Below are 16,703 nucleotides of genomic sequence, written 5' to 3'. Positions count from 1 at the left end.
CTTGAAAAACGGAGGCAGCCTCCGTATAACTATGGACAGGGCCCGCCGACGGGCGACCCTTCCGCCAGCTTACGGATTTTCACGATCGGGCGCGAGTGCCCGAACTCCACGACATCGCCACGAAGGGAGGACACATGTCACTCTCCATTAGCCTGACCATCAACGGGTCGACGCGCGACATCGCGCTGGACGACCCCCGTGTGACGCTTCTTGACCTGCTCAGGGACCGTCTGGACATGCCCGGCACCAAGAAGGGATGCGACCGGGGACAATGCGGGGCCTGCACGGTCCTGCTGGACGGCAAGCGGGTGAATTCCTGCCTGACACTGGCCGCGACGCTGGACGGCGCGCAGGTCACGACGATCGAGGGCCTGGCCCGGGGCGACGACCTGCACCCGGTGCAGGCGGCCTTTATCGACACCGACGGTTTCCAGTGCGGCTTTTGCACGCCGGGCCAGATCATGAGCGCCGTCGGCCTGATTTCCGAGGGGCTGGCCGGGGACGATCCCGAGCGCATCCGCGAGGGGATGAGCGGCAACATCTGCCGCTGCGCGGCTTATCACGGCATCACCCTGGCCGTGCAGCAGGCCAGCCGGCGGATGGCCGAGGCCGAGGCCGACGACCGGGAAGGGGACGCGGCATGAAGAGCTTTCATTTCATCCAGCCCCGCACGCTGGACGCGGCCTTTGCGGCCTGGACCCCGGGCGCGGCCTGGCTGGGCGGGGGCACCAACCTGGTCGACCTGATGAAGACCGGGGCCGTGCAGCCCGACCGGGTAATCGACCTGTCGCGCCTGCCCGGGCTGCGCGGGATCGACACGCTGGCCGATGGCGCGATGCGGATCGGCGCGCTGGTCAGCAATGCCGACCTGGCCCGTGACACAGGTTTTGCCGGGCGCTACCCGATGGTGGCCGAGGCGCTGCTGTCGGGGGCGTCGGGCCAGCTGCGCAACGCGGCGACCGTGGCGGGGAACATCATGCAATATCCGCGCGATGCCTTCTTCCGCGACCTGGCCTGGCAGCAGAACGAGGCCCCCGGCGGCCTGCCCGCGATTCTGGGTACGGGTGGAACCCATGCCGCCGTGCACCCGTCGGATTTCTGCGTGCCGCTGGTGGCGCTGGATGCCGTGGTCGAGCTGCAAGGCCCGTCCGGCCCGCGCGAAATGGCCCTGGCCGACCTGCTGCTGCTGCCCGGCGAGGGGGACGGCGCGCGCACGGCGCTGCGCCCCGGCGAGCTGATCCTGGCCCTGCGCCTGCCGGCGGGAACCGAGGCCTTTGCCGGGCATTCGCGGTACCTCAAGGTGCGGGACCGGACCTCGTTCGCCTTTGCCCAATCCTCGGCCGCGGCCTGCCTGCGCATCGAGGGCGGGCGCATCGCCCAGGCCCGACTGGCCCTGGGCGCGGTGGCTCCGAAACCCTGGCGCGTGGCCGAGGCCGAGGTCATCCTGGCCGGCCAGGCCCCCCACCCGGACCTGTTCCGCCGCGCCGCCGAGGCCGCCCTGGCCGGGGCCCAGGCCCCCGATGGCGCGGCCTGGCGCATCGACCTGGCCCGGCGCACGACCGCCCGGGCCCTGGCCCTGGCCATGGCCGCCGCCGGCACACCGGCGCAGATGCCCGCGCTGCCGGCCTCCCCCTTCGCTCCCCAAGCCGGAGACATTGCCCATGCCTGATACCGTTCAGCACGTCCGTTTCGGATCGAATTCCGGACAACCCGTCAGCCGCCGCGATGGCATCGCCAAGGTCACGGGCGCGGCGACCTTCGCCGCTGACAACGCGCCCGAAGGCCTGCTGCACGCGGTCTACCTGTCGGCCACCATCGCCCGCGGGCGGGTGACCCGGCTGGACACCGCCGCGGCCGCTGCCCATCCCGGGGTGGTCCACGTGATCACGCCGGCCAACCGCCCGCCGCTGCAGGGCGATCCCGATGACAAGCCGACGATGTTCTCGTTCCGCATCGAGGTCCTGCAGGACGACAGCGTGCGGTATGCCGGCCAGCCCATCGCCCTGGTGCTGGGGGAAACCCTGGAAGCGGCGACCGAAGGCGCCCGCCTGCTGGCGCCCCAATACGAGGTCGAGCCGGCCCGGGTGTCGATCGACGCCGCGCCCAGCTTTGATATCGAGCCGGGCGGGTTCGGCCGGCCCGCCGGGGTGACCCATGGCGATGTCGCGGCCGGCCATGCCGCGGCCAGCCGGGCCATCGACGTGACCTATGAAACCGCGGCCCAGTACCACAACGCCATGGAAACCCATGCCATGGTCGCCCAGTGGGACGGCGACCGGCTGACCCTGGACGTGCCCAGCCAGGCGCTCAACATGTCCTGCGCGGCCTATGCGTATTTCTTCGGCATCCCGGCCGAGAACGTCACCCTGCGCAGCCCCTACCTGGGCGGTGGCTTTGGGTCCAAGGCCATTCCCATCGGCCCGCATATCCTGGCCATCCTGGGCGCGCGGATGACCGGCCGGCCGGTCAAGCTGGTGCTCAGCCGCCAGCAGATGTTCGGCCCGACGGGCCACCGCCCGACCACCCGCCAGCGCCTGCGGCTGGGCATCGACGATGCCGGCGGGCTGACGGTCCTCGACCACGACAGCCTGTCGGCCACGTCCAGCTTCGACGATTTCCACGAACCGGCGGCCAATGCGTCGCAGGGCCTCTATGCTGCCGGCGCGCTGCGGTCGGTGCACCGGGGCGTGCGGCTGGACATCGGCACGCCGGGGCCGATGCGCGCGCCCGGCGAGGCCTCGGGCTCGGCCGCGCTGGAATGTGCGATGGACGAGATGGCCGAGGCCGCGGGGATGGACCCTCTGGCCTTCCGCCTGGCCAATTACGCCGAGATCGAGCCGGGCACGGGCAAGCCCTATTCGTCGAAGGGCCTGCGCGATTGCTACCTGCGGGGCGCCGAGGCCTTTGGCTGGGCCGAGCGGCCGTTGCAGCCGGGGCTGATGCGCGACGCCGACGGTCTGCTGACCGGCTGGGGCATGGGCACGGCGCTGTTCCCCTGCCCGATGTTTGCCGCCGAGGCGCGGGCCACCCTGCGCCCCGACGGCACCGCCCTGGTCGAGACCTCGGCCGCCGACATGGGCCAGGGGGCCTGGACCTCGCTGGCGCAGATCGCCGCCGACAGCCTGGGCCTGCCGCTCGACAAGGTCGAGTTCCGGGCCGGCCATTCCTCGTTGCCAGACGGCGGGGTGGCCGGCGGGTCGGGCCATACGGCCACGGCCGGCACCGCCCTGCACGAAGCCGGGGGTGACGTGATCCGCCAGCTGGGCGAGATCGCGGCGGCCGACCCGGAGTCGCCGCTGCATGGCGGCGGCAATGCCGGGTTCCACGCCCGTGACGGCCGGCTTTACGTCAACGGCGACGACAGCCGCAGCGAGCCCTTCGCCGAGATCATCGCCCGGGCCGGCGGGGCCGAGATCTCGGGCAATGGCCGGGGCACCCGGGCGCCCGAGGTCGGCGAGCAATTTGCCATGAACTCGCACGGGGCGGTCTTTGCCGAGGTCAAGGTCGATCCCGACCTGGCCCAGGTCCGGGTCACCCGGCTGGTCGGCGCCTTTGCCGCCGGGCGGATCATCAACCCCAAGCTGGCCGAAAGCCAGCTGATGGGCGGCATGATCTGGGGCATTTCCTTTGCCCTGCACGAAGAGGCCAAGCATGACCCGGTGAGCGGGCGCATCGTGAATGCCGATTTCGCGGGCTACCACGTGCCGGTCAATGCCGATGTCTCCGGGCTGCAGGTCATCACCGTGCACGAGGACGACCCCCATGTGAACGTGCTGGGCGTCAAGGGCGTGGGCGAGATCGGCATCGTCGGCACGGTGGGAGCCATCGGCAATGCCATCCGGCATGCCACGGGCAAGCGCATCCGCCGCTTCCCGATCCGCATCGAGGATCTGCTGACCGCCTGATCCCGTGCCCGGGCCGGCCGGCAAAGGCCGGCCCGGGACACCAACGGACCATGCGCCATCCCCCCGGCGGGCGGTGTGTTCGGTTTCAGCCGGCCAGGCTGCAGCATTGGACGGGCCGTGCGCCTTTCATCGGCCGGGCCGTGTCAGTACGAAGCCCCTTCGCAACCTGCCGACGACCGAACTACCGACTGCGCCGTGCCATCGAGCAGCCTCTACGCCGTCCCCCGGGCGGGACGCGCGGCGAAGCGGGGGGATTGTCCGGGCGGACAGCCGTCCCGCCATGGCCGGGGACCCGTGGTTTCGAACGGCCGGTTCGGCCGCGGCCTCTTGAACCCGAAAGGGGTTCCGTGCGTTATGACGGCAAGGACGCGCCACGCGGCGCGCCGCCCGGGGCCGCATCGATCCGCGCGGCCCGGGGCCCGTCAAGCCGGAGCAGCCAGATCGAAAAGAAGACCAATACCTTTGCGCCGTTCCGGAACCCGACCTTCCGCAACCTCTGGCTGGCCTCGCAATTCTCCAACCTCGGCAGCCTGGTGCAGATGGTCGGCGCCGGCTGGCTGATGACCTCGCTGTCCGGCAGCAGCGACATGGTTGCCCTGGTCCAGGCCTCGAACACCCTGCCGATCATGGTCTTTTCGCTGATCGCCGGCGCCCTGGCCGACAGTTTCGACCGCCGGCGCATCCTGCTGGGCGCCCAGGTCTTCATGCTGGCCGTGTCGATCGGCCTGGCCATCTGTTCGTCGCTCGACATGCTCGGGCCATGGGGGCTGTTGGGCTTCACCTTTTCGATCGGCTGCGGCATGGCCATGTTCAACCCGTCCTGGCAGGCCAGCATGGGTGACATCGTGCGCCGCGACAACCTGTCGGCCGCGGTCAGCCTGAACTCGATGGGCTTCAACCTGATGCGCTCGGTCGGGCCCGCCCTGGGCGGCGCGCTGGTTGCCCTGGCCGGGTCCGCGGCGGCCTTTGCCTTCAACGCCGTCAGCTATATTCCCAACGTCCTGGCCCTGCTGTTCTGGCGGCCCGATTACAAGGCCGACCGCCTCCCGCGGGAGCCGCTGGCCCAGGCCCTGGGGGCCGGGCTGCGCTATGTCTCGATGTCGCCGCACCTGCTGCGGGTCATGGCCCGGTCGGGCCTGTTCGGCTTTGCCGCCTCGTCGGCCATGGCCCTGCTGCCGCTGGTCGCCCGCGACATGCTGAACGGCACCGCCCTGACCTATGGCCTGCTGCTGGGCTTCTTCGGCCTTGGAGCCATCGGCGGGGTCATGATCAACAGCCACGTGCGCTCGCGCTATCGCAACGAACAGATCGTCTCGGCCGCCTTCCTGGGCTTTGCCCTGGGCATGGTCATCCTCGGCCTGGGCCGCCACATTGCCATCAGCGCCGTGGGGCTGATGATTGCGGGGGCCTGCTGGGTCATGGCCCTGTCGCTGTTCAACGTCACGGTCCAGCTGTCGACCCCGCGCTGGGTCGTCGGCCGGGCGCTGTCGTTCTACCAGATGGCGACCTTCGGGGGCATGGCCATCGGCGCGTGGAACTGGGGCCTGGTCGCCGAGGCGCAATCGGTCACGCTGGCCCTGTTCTGCGCCAGCGCCGTGCTGCTGATCGGGGCCGGGGTGGGGCGCTGGATCGGGCTGGGCGAATTCGACCAGCTGGACCTTGATCCGCTCAACACCTTCAAGGAACCCGAGCTGCGGCTGGACCTGCAGGCCCGGTCGGGGCCGATCGTGATCATCATCGACTACGTGATCGACGAGGCCGATGTCGATGCCTTCCTGGCCGCCATCCACCGCCGCCGGCGGGTGCGCATCCGCGACGGGGCGCGCAACTGGTCGCTGCTGCGCGATCTGGAGAACCCCGACCTGTGGACGGAGCGATTCCACGTGGCGACGTGGAACGATTACCTGCGGCACAATTCGCGGCGCACGAAATCGGATCTGGAAGGCTTTCAGGCCCTGCTCGACCTGCATCGCGGGCCGGGCCGGCCGCGGGTGCACCGGCTGATCGAACGCCAATCGGTGCCGCTGCACGAGGACCTGGTGCTGAAGCCTTTGCCCTCGGATATTCCTCACTGATTGATGGCCCGGCTGGGGGTACACCCTGGCCTCGGTGGCATGGGGCAAAGCCCGCGATGATCGTGCGGGCCCTGTGGCCCGGAGCGACGATCGCCATGAACATCCGGTACAATGGTGCGCCGCGCGGTGATCGCCCGGCCCCGATGGCCGGGAGCGCAGGCCGCATAAATCGCCCGGCCCGATCCGGGCCGGGGCGATGGTCAGCGGCGCTTCAGGCGGTCGCGGATGACATAGACCATGGCGCCGAGGAACAGCAGGGCCATGGCAAACCAGGTCAGGGCATAAGACAGGTGGGAATTGCGGAAATGGATCACCGTCAGCCCGCCGCGCGGCCAGTCGGCCGGAGCGCCCTGGTGATCGGCATCGATGAAATAGCCCGCCGTGTCGCCCAGCCCGGCCTCGCGTGACAGGGCCAGCACGTCGCGCGACACCCAGCGCCCGGCCTCGGGGTCATTGCGTTCCATCAGCGTGCCGTCGGGCTCGGTCAGGCGCAGCAGGCCTTCGACGCGCTGCGGGCCGTCGGGCCGGGTCCACTCGGCCGGGTCCAGCCCGTTGGGCACGAAGCCCCGGTTGATCCAGGTGGTCCGGGGCGCGCCATCGCCCTGGGCGATCAGCGGTGTCATCACCCAATAGCCCGGGCCCAGGTCGGTCACGGCCTTGACCCGTTGCGACAGGTCGTGGCGGTAGACGCCCTGGGTCTCGACGCGCAGGTAGCTGTGGGTGTCGGCCGCGACGGGATCGGCGGGGGCGGCGACCGGGGCGGCAAAGGCCCGCGTGTCGACGGCTTCGATCAGGTCGCGTTTCCAGTGAAGGCGGCGGACCTGCCAGTTTCCCAGCCCGATCAGCGTGACGAAGATCACGGCCGACAGGGCCAGGATGGTCAGGTCCAGCCAGAGTGGGCGCCGGGGGCCCCTGGGGTCCTCGGCGCCGGTCATGCGGGTCATGGCAGGTTGCGGACCCGTTCGATCTGTTCGTGGGCCGGCATCATGTTCTCGTCGAGGTGGAACATCACCCAGATCGAGCCGGTCAGCACGATGACCAGCAGGATCACCGTGAAGATCAGCGACATGGCCTGCCAGCCGTTCTCGGCCTTGCCGGTCACGTGCAGGAAGTAATGCACATGCACGATGATCTGCACCGCGCCGAAGATGAAGATCACCGCCAGCGCCCAGCCCAGGCCGATATCGACCCCGCTCATGACCAGGCCGAAGGGCACCAGGGTCAGGAAGACCGACAGGGCAAAGCCGACCAGGTAGTTGATATAGGCGCCCCGGGCATCATGGGTCCCGTGCGCGTCGTGGGCAGACGAGCTCATAGCAGCACTCCGGTCAGGTAGACGAAGGAAAAGACGCCGATCCAGATCAGGTCGAGGAAGTGCCAGAACAGGCTCAGGCACATCACGCGGCGCTGGTTCTCGGGGGTCAGCCCGTGCAGGCCGACCTGGACCAGCAGCACGACCAGCCAGATCGCCCCGGCCGTGACGTGCAGCCCGTGGGTGCCGACCAGAGTGAAGAAGGCCGACAGGAAGGCCGAGGCCGACGGCGTGGCGCCGAGGTGGATGAGATGGGCGAATTCCTTGATCTCGAGGACCAGGAAGGCCAGGCCGAAGGCCAGGGTGACCAGCATCCACAGGTAGAACATCGGCGTGTTGCGCTGCTGCATGTTGATCACGGCAAAGCCGTAGGTGATCGACGAGAACAGCAGCATGAAGGTCGACACCAGGATCATGTCGATCTCGAACAGGTCGGCGGGCGAAGGGCCCGCCGCATAGTTCTGGCCGACCACGGCATAGACCGCGAAGAGCACGCCGAAGATCAGGCAGTCGCTCATCAGGTAGACCCAGAAACCCAGCATGGTGCCGGTCTCGTGGTGGTGATCCTCACCGTGGTCGTCGCCGTGATGGTGCGGGTCTTCCTTGACGAAGAATTCCGGCATCTCGGTCGGTGCGGGCGTTGCTGTGCTCATTCGGCAGGCTCCATCCGTGCGCCGCGGGCGCTTTCGATCTCGCGGACTTCGTCGGCGGGGACGTAATAGTCGCGGTCATAGTTGAACGTGTGGCCGATGCCCCAGAGGATGGCCGCGGCAAAGCCCAGGGCCGCCATCCACCAGATGTGCCAGATCAGGCCGAATCCCATGATCGTCAGGAAGGCCGAGATCACGATGCCCGACGCGGTGTAGCGCGGCATGTGGATCGGCACGAACCCGTCGGTCGGCCGTTCGTAGCCCAGCCGTTTCATGTGGGCATAGGCGTCGATCTCGTGGACCTTGGGGGTGAAGGCAAAGTTGTAGTAGGGCGGCGGCGACGAGGTCGACCATTCCAGCGTGCGCCCGTTCCACGGATCGCCGGTGTCGTCGCGCAGCCGGTCGCTGTCGCGGTCGCGGATCGACACGTAGAGCTGGATGAAGAAGGCCGCGATGCCCCCGGCGATGCACAGCGCGCCGATCGCCGCGACGACGAAGTAGACGGCATAGACCGTGTCTTCGAACTGGCTGAGGCGGCGGGTCACGCCCATCAGGCCCAGCAGGTAGAGCGGCATGAAGGCCAGGTAGAAGCCGATGATCCAGCCCCAGAAGCTGAGCTTGCCCCAGAAGGGATCAAGCTTGAAGCCGAAGGCCTTGGGGAACCAGTGGGTCACCCCGGCAAAGACGCCGAAGACAACGCCGCCGATGATCACGTTGTGGAAGTGGGCCACGAGGAACAGCGAGTTGTGCAGGACGTAATCGGCCGGCGGAACGGCCAGCAGCACGCCGGTCATGCCCCCGATGGTGAAGGTCAGCATGAAGGCGACGGTCCACATCATGGGCAGTTCGAACCGGATGCGGCCCTTGTACATGGTGAACAGCCAGTTGAACAGCTTGGCCCCCGTCGGGATCGAGATGATCATCGTGGTGATCCCGAAGAACGAGTTCACGCTGGCCCCGGCACCCATGGTGAAGAAGTGGTGCAGCCAGACGACGTAGCTGAGGATCATGATCACGCAGGTGGCGTAGACCATCGAGGTATAGCCGAAGAGCCGCTTGCCCGAATAGGTCGACACGACCTCGGAGAAGATGCCGAAGATCGGCAGGATCAGGATGTAGACCTCGGGGTGGCCCCAGATCCAGATGAGGTTGACGTACATCATCGGGTTGCCGCCCAGTTCCGCGTTGAAGAACTGGGTGCCGATGTAGCGGTCGGCCGTGATCAGGGCGAGCGTGGCGGCCAGCACGGGGAAGGAGGCCACGATCAGGATGTTGGTGCACAGCGTCGTCCAGGAAAAGATCGGCATGCGCATGTAGGTCATGCCCGGGGCGCGCATCTTGACGATGGTGACCACCAGGTTGATCCCCGACAGGGTTGTACCGACCCCGGCGATGTTGAGCGCCCAGAGATAGTAATCCATGCCGACCGAGGGCGAATAGTCGAGCCCCGACAAGGGTGGGTAAGCCAGCCAGCCGTTGGTCGAGAATTCACCGACGAAGAGCGAGATCATGATCAGCACCGCGCCCGACACCGTCAGCCAGAAGCTGAAGTTGTTGAGGAACGGGAAGGCCACGTCACGGGCGCCGATCTGCAGGGGCATGATGTAGTTCATGAACCCGGTCACAAAGGGCATGGCCGCGAAGAAGATCATGATCACGCCGTGGGCGGTGAAGATCTGGTCGTAATGGTGCGGGGTCAGGTAACCTTCGTAGCCCATCGAGGCCAGCACCTGCTGGGACCGCATGAGCAGGGCGTCGGAAAAGCCCCGGACGAACATGATGAAGCCCAGGATCATGTACATGATCCCGATCTTCTTGTGGTCGATCGAGGTGAACCATTCGTTCCAGAGATAGCCCCACCACTTGTACTTGGTCAGCAGGTAGAGCACCGCGGCGCTCAGGATGACCACGCCGATGAAGGCCACGAGGATGACCGGTTCGTAGAGCGGGATGGCATGCCAGGTGAGCTTGCCGAAGATCGGGCTCACTTCGGTGACGGCATTTGTCGGGTCGATTGCCATTGTGTTCAGTTCCCCTCGGTGTGGGATGTCGTCTGCGATTGCGTGCTGGGCGGGGTGAGGGGCGGCAGCATGTCGATGGCCGACAGCACCTCGTCCTCGCGGTGGGCGTCCTGCGGGCGCAGGATCTCGATCAGCGCGCGCGGATCATCGGCCGAACAGATGCCGCGATAGAGCTCGCGGTTGTACAGGCCTTCCAGGCCGCCGCCGCCAAGCGCATCGACCATCATCATGTCGTTCATGCACAGGTCGGTATCGCCGGTGCACTGGTTCAGGATGCGGTTCCACAGCCCGTCCTCGACCTCGCCATAGGGCGTGACCGGGTGTTTCATCGTCGGCTGGTCCAGCGCGACAAAGGCCTGGCGGTCCAGCACGGCGCCATCGGCCCGGGCCTGTTCGACCCATTCGTCGAACCCGGCCTGGTCCATCGAATCGAAGGTGAAGCGCATCCAGTTGTAGCCCAGGCCCGAGTAGTTGGCCGCAAAGCCTTCATAGCTGCCGTCTTCGTTCATCACGGCGTTCAGCTCGGTTTCCATGCCGGGCATGGTATAGATCTGGCCGGCCAGGGCGGGGATGTAGAACGAGTTCATCACGGTGGCCGAGGTCAGCTTGAATTCGACCGGCCGATTGGTGATCGCCGCGACCTGGTTGACCATGGCAACCCCCTGTTCGGGGTAGATGAACAGCCATTTCCAGTCCAACGCCACCACCTGGATTTCCAGCGGCTTGACGTTTTCGTCGATCGGGATGTCGGCCGAGATACGCGGCAGGTCGTTGTAGGGGTTCAGCCGGTGCGTCGCCACCCAGGTCAGGCCGCCGAGGCAGATGATGATCGCCAGTGGCAGCGACCAGACCACGATTTCGAGGCTGATCGAATGGTCCCATTCGGGCTCGTAGGTCGCGTCCTTGTTGGACGACCGGTACTTCCAGGCGAAGAACACCGTCAGGGCCATGACCGGCAGGATCACGATCAGCATCAGGATCGTGGAATAGACGATCAGGTCACCTTGCTGGGCGGCCACGTCGCCGGAGGGATTAAGGATCAACAGGTCGCAACCGGATAACAGGGCAATTGACATCAGGGCGAGTGATGCCGGAAGGAAGCGCGAGCGCCGCATGCTCATGGACTATCTCCGTCTCGATTTTTCCGGATGCGCGAAGGCTGGCTTCATGGCGCGCCGCTGGGGTTGGCAGGCCGATGCATCTGGCGGGCGCTGCTTATCTTGCAGTCGCAGAAAGACGCAACGCCTTCTTGAAGCAAATCTAGGTGATTTGATAAGGCGGCAAGTGACTGGTTCACTGCGAAACAGGTTCAGAACACGTGGAGACATCCGTGACACTCATCGAAAACCAGGCGTCCGAGCACGTCACTTTGGACGAAATCATCACCACGGTGATCATGGCCCGGGTGACCGATTTCTTCGGATTCTTCGTCTATGCAATTGCTTCGGCCATCGTATTTCCCGTTGTGTTTTTTCCGAATTTTGATCCGGTAACAGGAACGCTTTTGTCGTTCCTCTTGTTTTCATTGGCTTTCGTGGCCCGGCCCCTGGCCTTTCTGATCGGCCGGCGTGTTCAGGTTCATATCGGGCGTCGCTGGAAGGTTGTGGCCGCGCTGATGATCCTGGGCACCTCGACGGTCATCATCGGGCTGCTTCCGGGCTACGAGAAACTGGGCTGGCTGGCGCCCGTCCTGCTGGCCGTGATGCGCTTTCTGCAGGGCATCGGACTGGGCGGCGCCTGGGACGGTTTGACGCTGCAGCTGCAAAATGCCGCACCGAAAAACCGGAACGGTTTTTATGCAATGATCCCCCAGCTGGGCGGACCGCTGGGCTTTATTGTCGCAGCTTCGCTCTACTACGTGCTCACCGGCTTCCTCTCGACCGAGGAATTTTACCAGTTCGGCTGGCGCTTCGGCTTCTTCGCGGTCTTCGGTGTGAACGTCGTGGCGCTCTTTGCCCGCATCCGCCTGCTCGAAGCCGATTTCGGCGGCGATCCCCAGGTCCTGCGCTCGGCGCCCTTCGGTGACCTGCTGCGCACCCAGTGGAAGCCGATCCTGATCTCGACCTTCCTGCCCCTGGCCAGCTACGCGCTGTTCCACATGGTCACGGTCTTCCCGCTGGCCTACGAGCTGCTCTACACCGACATGCATGTGTCCAGCATCCTGCTGACCCAGCTGCTTGGCGGTATCCTGGCGGTCTTCGGGGTGATTGCCTCGGGCGTGCTGGCCGACCGGATCGGGCGCCAGCAGGTGCTGTGGATCTCGACCTCGCTGATCGTCCTGCTCTGCCTGACGATCAATGCGCTGAACACCGCGCCGGCGGTCTTCCTGCTGCCCGGCTTCCTGCTGCTGGGCCTGGCCTACGGGCAGGCCAGCGCCATCGTGCCCAACCGCTATCCGGCCGAGTTCCGCTATTCCGGCACCGCCCTGTCGACCAACCTGTCCTGGCTGGTCGGCGCGGCCTTTGCACCGCTGGCCGGGCTGGCCCTGACCGCGGCCTTCGGGCTCTGGGCGGCGGCGCTCTACCTGCTGTCGGGGGTCATCGTGACGGTGGTCACGCTCTATCTCTACCAGAGCTGGGCCCGCCGGACGGCCTGATCCCGGGCGCCCGCACGGACGGGCGCGACCGGCCACCAGCCAAGACGTGACGCCCCGGAGATCCTCTCCGGGGCGTCTGTCGTTTAACCGCTCAGGCGGCTGTCGGCGCGGCCTCGATGAATTGGCGCACAAAGGCGCTGGCGGGGCGGTGGCGGATGTCTTCGGGCGTGCCGACCTGTTCGACCCGGCCCATCGACATCACCGCCACGCGGTCGGCCAGTGAGAGCGCCTCGTCCTGGTCATGGGTCACGAAGACCGTGGTCAGCCCGGTGGCATCGTGGATCTCGCGCAGGCCGGCCCGCAGGTCCCGGCGCACCCTGGCATCCAGCGCGCCGAAAGGTTCGTCGAGCAGCAACATCCGCGGCTGGGTGGCCAGCGCCCGGGCCAGGGCCACGCGCTGGCGCTGCCCGCCCGACAGCTGGGCCGGATAGCGCCCGGCGATCTCGGGCAGCTGGATCAGGTCGAGCAGGCCGCGCACCCGGCGGCCGATCTCTGTATCCGTCGGCCGGGTCGCCCGGGGCCGGGCGCGCAGGCCATAGGCGATGTTCTCGAAGACGGTCATGTGGCGGAACAGGGCGTAGCTCTGAAAGACAAAGCCCGCCCGGCGGTCCTGCACCGGGGTGACCGTGGCATCGCGCCCGTCCAGCAGGACCCGACCGCCGCTGGGCTGTTCCAGCCCGGCGATGATGCGCAGCAGCGTGGTCTTGCCCGATCCCGAAGGGCCCAGCAGGGCCATCATCGAGCCCGAGGCGATGGACAGGGAGACCGGCGACAGGGCGGTGGTGCCGGCAAAGGTCTTGGCGATGGCGTCGATGTCGATTTGCATGGGGATGCTCCGTGAACCGGGGGTGGGGAGGAAAAGGCGGGGATCAATGGCGCCGGGTGGCGGCCAGCTGGTCGGCATGGCGCCATTCCAGCAGCGATTTCAGGGCCAGCGAGACCAGAGCCAGGGCGGCCAGCAGGGCGGCCATTGAGAAGGCCGCGACCGAGAGGTATTCGTTGTAGAGCATTTCGATCATGATCGGCATGGTCGTGGTCTGGCCCCGGATCTTGCCCGAGACCACGGCCACGGCGCCGAATTCGCCCATCGCCCGGGCGTTGCACAGCAGCACGCCATAGAGCAGGGCCCAGCGGACATTGGGCAGGGTCACCGTGCGGAACATGTGCCAGCCCGAGGCGCCCAGGGTCAGCGCGGCTTCTTCCTCGGCCCGGCCCTGTTCGGTCATCACCGGGATCAGCTCGCGGGCGACAAAGGGAAAGGTGATGAACAGGGTGGCCAGCAGGATGCCGGGAAAGGCGAAGACGATGCGCAGGTCGTGGGCCTGCAACCAGGCGCCCAGCCAGCCATGGCTGCCATAAAGCAGGACCAGTGCCAGTCCGACGACAACCGGCGAGACCGAAAAGGGCAGGTCGATCAGGGTGATCAGCGTGGCCTTGCCGCGAAAGTCGAACTTGGCGATGGCCCAGGCCGCGGCCAGCCCGATGACGGCGTTCAGGGGCACCGAGACCGCGGCGACCAGCACGGTCAGGCGGATCGCGGCCCAGGCCTGGCGGTCGGACAGGGCGGCCAGCGCCGCGCCGATGCCCTCGCCCAGGGCCTCGGCAAAGACCACGGCCAGCGGGGCAATCAGCAGGATCAGGACAAGGCCCAGCACCGCGGCGGTCAGGACGATGCGCACGGGCCTTGCCTCGGTGGTGGCCCGGTGGGGCCGGGCCGGGGCGCGGGCCGGCAGGCGGGGGGCGGCAAGCGAGAGGTCAGACATGGAGGGCTCCGAAACGCGGGGAGAAGGGGGCAGGCCGGGCGCGGGTCACGCCCCGCCCGGGCCGGGCCCACGGGGCGCGGGATCGCCCCCGGGTGCATTGGTCCGGCCGGGGGCGGGTATCGGCGGATGCGGGCCGGGCCAGCAGGGCGGTCAGGGCCAGCAGGGCGCCGGGCAGGACCAGGTAGGCCGCCAGGGCCACCCACCAGGGCAGGCCGGCCAGGGCCAGGATGACCCCCGCGGCCAGACCCGCCGCACCCAGCCCGGCGGCATGGAACAGGCCGCTGCCTTCGGGCAGGGTGCCCGGATCGGACCGGCCGGGCGTCCCGTGCCGCGGCGTGCGGTGGAAGGGCGCGTCGTGGTCGGGGGTGCCCTTTGCGGGGGCGCGATGGATGGGGGCTTGGTCAGACATGGCCGATCCTCCTGCGGGTCCAGACCTGGGTGACATTGATCAGCAGCAGCATCGCGAAGGAGATGCCCAGCATGGCCAGGCCGATGGCCGTGGCCGCGTCGTAATCGTATTCCTCCAGCCGGATGACGATCAGCAGGGGCGCGATCTCGGTCCGGCCGGGCAGGTTGCCGGCGATGAAGATGACCGACCCGAACTCGCCCACCGACCGGGCCAGCGCCAGGGCAAAGCCGGTCATCAGCGAGGGCATCAGCACCGGCAGCACGACCCGCCGCAGCGTGCGCAGCCGCGAGGCGCCCAGCGTGGCCGAGGCTTCTTCCCATTCCGGGTCGATCTCGTCGATGACCGGCTGCACCGTGCGCACGACGAAGGGCAGGCCGACAAAGACCAGGGCCAGCCAGATGCCGGCCTCGGTATAGGCCACGCGCAGCCCGGCATGGCCCAGCAGCTGACCAAAGGGCCCGGCCGGGGCATAGAGCGCGGTCAGCGCGATGCCGGCCACGGCCGTGGGCAGGGCAAAGGGCAGGTCAACGGCCGCATCGATCAGCCGCCGCCCCGGAAAGCGGTAGCGCGTCAGCACCCAGGCCAGGGCCAGGCCGAAGACCAGGTTGACGGCCGAGGCCACCAGCGCCGCCCGGAACGACAGGGCCAGCGCGGCCATGACCCGCGAGGTGGCCAGATGGCCGGCAATCTCGCCCGGGCCCATGGCCAGGCCACGGCCCAGCAGGGCGGCGATGGGCGCCAGCACGACCACGCTCAGCGCGGTCAGCAGGATGCCCATGCCCAGGCCAAAGCCGGGCAGGGGGGAGGCGGTGCGCAGAAGGGCGGTCACTTGGCATAGATCCTGTCAAAGATGCCGCCGTCCCCGAAGAACCGGGGCTGTGCCTCGGCCCAGCCGCCGAAATCGGCGATCGTCACCAGCGTCAGATCGGGGAAGCGGTCGATATCGGCATCGCTGGCCATCGAACGGTCCCAGGCGCGATAGTAATGGGCCAGCGCCAGGGCCTGGGCCTCGGGGCTGTAGAGATGCTGCAGATAGGCTTCGGCCGCGGCCCGTTCGGCCTCCGTGTCGAGATTGGCCTCGACCAGCGCCACCGGCGGTTCGGCCAGGATCGAGACCGAGGGCACGACGATGTCGAAGGCCCCGTCGCCCAGCTCGGCCAGCGCCAGGAAGGCTTCGTTTTCCCAGGCCAGCAGCACGTCGCCGACGCCCCGCTGGGTGAAGGTGGTCGTTGCGCCCCGGGCCCCGGTGTCCAGCACCGGCACATGGCGGAACAGCTCGCCCAGGTATTCCGTCGCCCGGGCCTCGTCGCCCCAGGTCTGCATCGCCCAGCCCCAGGCGGCCAGGACGTTCCAGCGCGCCCCGCCGGATGTCTTGGGGTTGGGCGTGATCACCTCGACATCGTCGCGCACGAGGTCGTCCCAATCGGCGATGGCCTTGGGATTGCCTTCGCGCACCAGGAAGACGATGGTCGATGTGTAGGGCGCCGAATTGTGCGGCAGCCGGGCCTGCCAATCGGCGGGCAGCACGTCGCTGCGTTCGGCGATGGCGTCGATGTCCGAGGCCAGTGCCAGGGTGACGATCTGGGCGTCCAGCCCGTCGATCACCGCCCGGGCCTGGGCGCCGGATCCGCCGTGGCTCTGTTCGACGGTCACCGGCCCATGGCCCTGGCCGGCCCACCATTCGGCAAAGAGCGCGTTGTAATCGCGGTAGAATTCGCGCGTCGGGTCGTAGGACACGTTCAGCAGCCGGGTCTCGGCATGACCGAAAGCCGGCAGGATCAGCGCCGCGCCGGCCAGCAAAGCGGCCAGGAGAGGGCGGCGGCGCGTGCGGCTGGCCCGGTTGGCATCTCTGTCCGGGGCGGGGAAGGGGGCACGTGACATTCGGGGTCTCCTGTCGGAACGGGCGTCATTGCCCAATACCCGTAATATCTACCGTGTTAGTCGTGTTTGCGAGGGAACATCTCTGCCGTTC

At 67.8% G+C, this 16,703-nt stretch carries 15 protein-coding genes; 5 read left to right on the top strand and 10 right to left on the bottom strand.

The window, feature by feature from the left end:
• Positions 1–134: 134 nt before the first annotated feature.
• The 4 genes from ACK3BB_RS02280 (at position 135) to ACK3BB_RS02265 (ending at position 5,980) form a co-directional block, all read left to right on the top strand.
• Complete coding sequence (locus ACK3BB_RS02280) at positions 135–644, top strand: (2Fe-2S)-binding protein (protein WP_428927110.1); 510 nt, start codon at positions 135–137, stop codon at positions 642–644.
• Complete coding sequence (locus ACK3BB_RS02275; RefSeq protein ID WP_428927109.1) at positions 641–1,669, top strand: FAD binding domain-containing protein; 1,029 nt, start codon at positions 641–643, stop codon at positions 1,667–1,669. Before ACK3BB_RS02280 ends, ACK3BB_RS02275 begins: the two co-directional genes overlap by 4 nt.
• A complete protein-coding gene (locus ACK3BB_RS02270) occupies positions 1,662–3,905 on the top strand; it encodes a xanthine dehydrogenase family protein molybdopterin-binding subunit (protein ID WP_428927108.1) in 2,244 nt (747 codons plus the stop codon). Before ACK3BB_RS02275 ends, ACK3BB_RS02270 begins: the two co-directional genes overlap by 8 nt.
• A gap of 440 nt (positions 3,906–4,345) precedes the next feature.
• Positions 4,346–5,980 carry an MFS transporter gene (locus ACK3BB_RS02265; protein ID WP_428928805.1) on the top strand — a complete coding sequence of 545 codons (1,635 nt, stop codon included), beginning with the start codon at positions 4,346–4,348 and terminating at the stop codon, positions 5,978–5,980.
• 200 nt (positions 5,981–6,180) lie between these two features.
• Here ACK3BB_RS02265 and ACK3BB_RS02260 read toward each other — a convergent pair whose 3' ends face one another.
• The 5 genes from ACK3BB_RS02260 to cyoA are packed head-to-tail and all read right to left on the bottom strand — an operon-like array spanning position 6,181 to position 11,039.
• Entirely contained in the window at positions 6,181–6,924 is a 744-nt protein-coding gene (locus ACK3BB_RS02260; protein WP_428927107.1) for an SURF1 family protein, read from the bottom strand.
• Positions 6,921–7,295 (bottom strand): cytochrome o ubiquinol oxidase subunit IV, encoded by a 375-nt coding sequence (gene cyoD, locus ACK3BB_RS02255; RefSeq protein ID WP_428927106.1) that lies wholly within the window; start codon positions 7,293–7,295, stop codon positions 6,921–6,923. Before cyoD ends, ACK3BB_RS02260 begins: the two co-directional genes overlap by 4 nt.
• A complete protein-coding gene (gene cyoC, locus ACK3BB_RS02250; RefSeq protein WP_428927105.1) occupies positions 7,292–7,945 on the bottom strand; it encodes a cytochrome o ubiquinol oxidase subunit III in 654 nt (217 codons plus the stop codon). The genes cyoD and cyoC overlap by 4 nt, the downstream gene beginning before the upstream one ends.
• Positions 7,942–9,963 carry a cytochrome o ubiquinol oxidase subunit I gene (gene cyoB, locus ACK3BB_RS02245; RefSeq protein ID WP_428927104.1) on the bottom strand — a complete coding sequence of 674 codons (2,022 nt, stop codon included), beginning with the start codon at positions 9,961–9,963 and terminating at the stop codon, positions 7,942–7,944. The genes cyoC and cyoB overlap by 4 nt, the downstream gene beginning before the upstream one ends.
• 5 nt (positions 9,964–9,968) lie before the next feature.
• A complete protein-coding gene (gene cyoA / locus ACK3BB_RS02240) occupies positions 9,969–11,039 on the bottom strand; it encodes a ubiquinol oxidase subunit II (protein ID WP_428928804.1) in 1,071 nt (356 codons plus the stop codon).
• Between the two features lie 254 nt (positions 11,040–11,293).
• On the opposite strand from cyoA, the gene ACK3BB_RS02235 reads away from it, so the two are divergent.
• Complete coding sequence (locus tag ACK3BB_RS02235; protein WP_428927103.1) at positions 11,294–12,559, top strand: MFS transporter; 1,266 nt, start codon at positions 11,294–11,296, stop codon at positions 12,557–12,559.
• 91 nt (positions 12,560–12,650) lie between these two features.
• Here the strand turns inward: ACK3BB_RS02235 and ACK3BB_RS02230 are convergent, their stop codons facing one another.
• Genes ACK3BB_RS02230 through ACK3BB_RS02210 form a run of 5 tightly spaced genes read right to left on the bottom strand, consistent with a single transcriptional unit; the run spans position 12,651 to position 16,612 of the window.
• On the bottom strand, positions 12,651–13,385 hold the full coding sequence (locus ACK3BB_RS02230) for a sulfate/molybdate ABC transporter ATP-binding protein (RefSeq protein ID WP_428927102.1): 735 nt from the start codon (positions 13,383–13,385) through the stop codon (positions 12,651–12,653).
• Between the two features lie 43 nt (positions 13,386–13,428).
• Complete coding sequence (gene cysW, locus ACK3BB_RS02225; RefSeq protein ID WP_428927101.1) at positions 13,429–14,322, bottom strand: sulfate ABC transporter permease subunit CysW; 894 nt, start codon at positions 14,320–14,322, stop codon at positions 13,429–13,431.
• Complete coding sequence (locus ACK3BB_RS02220; protein ID WP_428927100.1) at positions 14,315–14,731, bottom strand: hypothetical protein; 417 nt, start codon at positions 14,729–14,731, stop codon at positions 14,315–14,317. The genes cysW and ACK3BB_RS02220 overlap by 8 nt, the downstream gene beginning before the upstream one ends.
• On the bottom strand, positions 14,724–15,560 hold the full coding sequence (gene cysT, locus ACK3BB_RS02215; protein ID WP_428927099.1) for a sulfate ABC transporter permease subunit CysT: 837 nt from the start codon (positions 15,558–15,560) through the stop codon (positions 14,724–14,726). Before cysT ends, ACK3BB_RS02220 begins: the two co-directional genes overlap by 8 nt.
• Positions 15,557–16,612 carry a sulfate ABC transporter substrate-binding protein gene (locus tag ACK3BB_RS02210; RefSeq protein WP_428927098.1) on the bottom strand — a complete coding sequence of 352 codons (1,056 nt, stop codon included), beginning with the start codon at positions 16,610–16,612 and terminating at the stop codon, positions 15,557–15,559. Before ACK3BB_RS02210 ends, cysT begins: the two co-directional genes overlap by 4 nt.
• Positions 16,613–16,703: the final 91 nt, after the last annotated feature.

The organism is Marinibacterium sp. SX1, from assembly GCF_050389775.1.
In the GTDB taxonomy this organism is placed as follows: domain Bacteria; phylum Pseudomonadota; class Alphaproteobacteria; order Rhodobacterales; family Rhodobacteraceae; genus Marinibacterium.
Note: the sequence above shows the minus strand (reverse complement) of the source record. Positions and strands in the feature narration are given on the sequence as shown.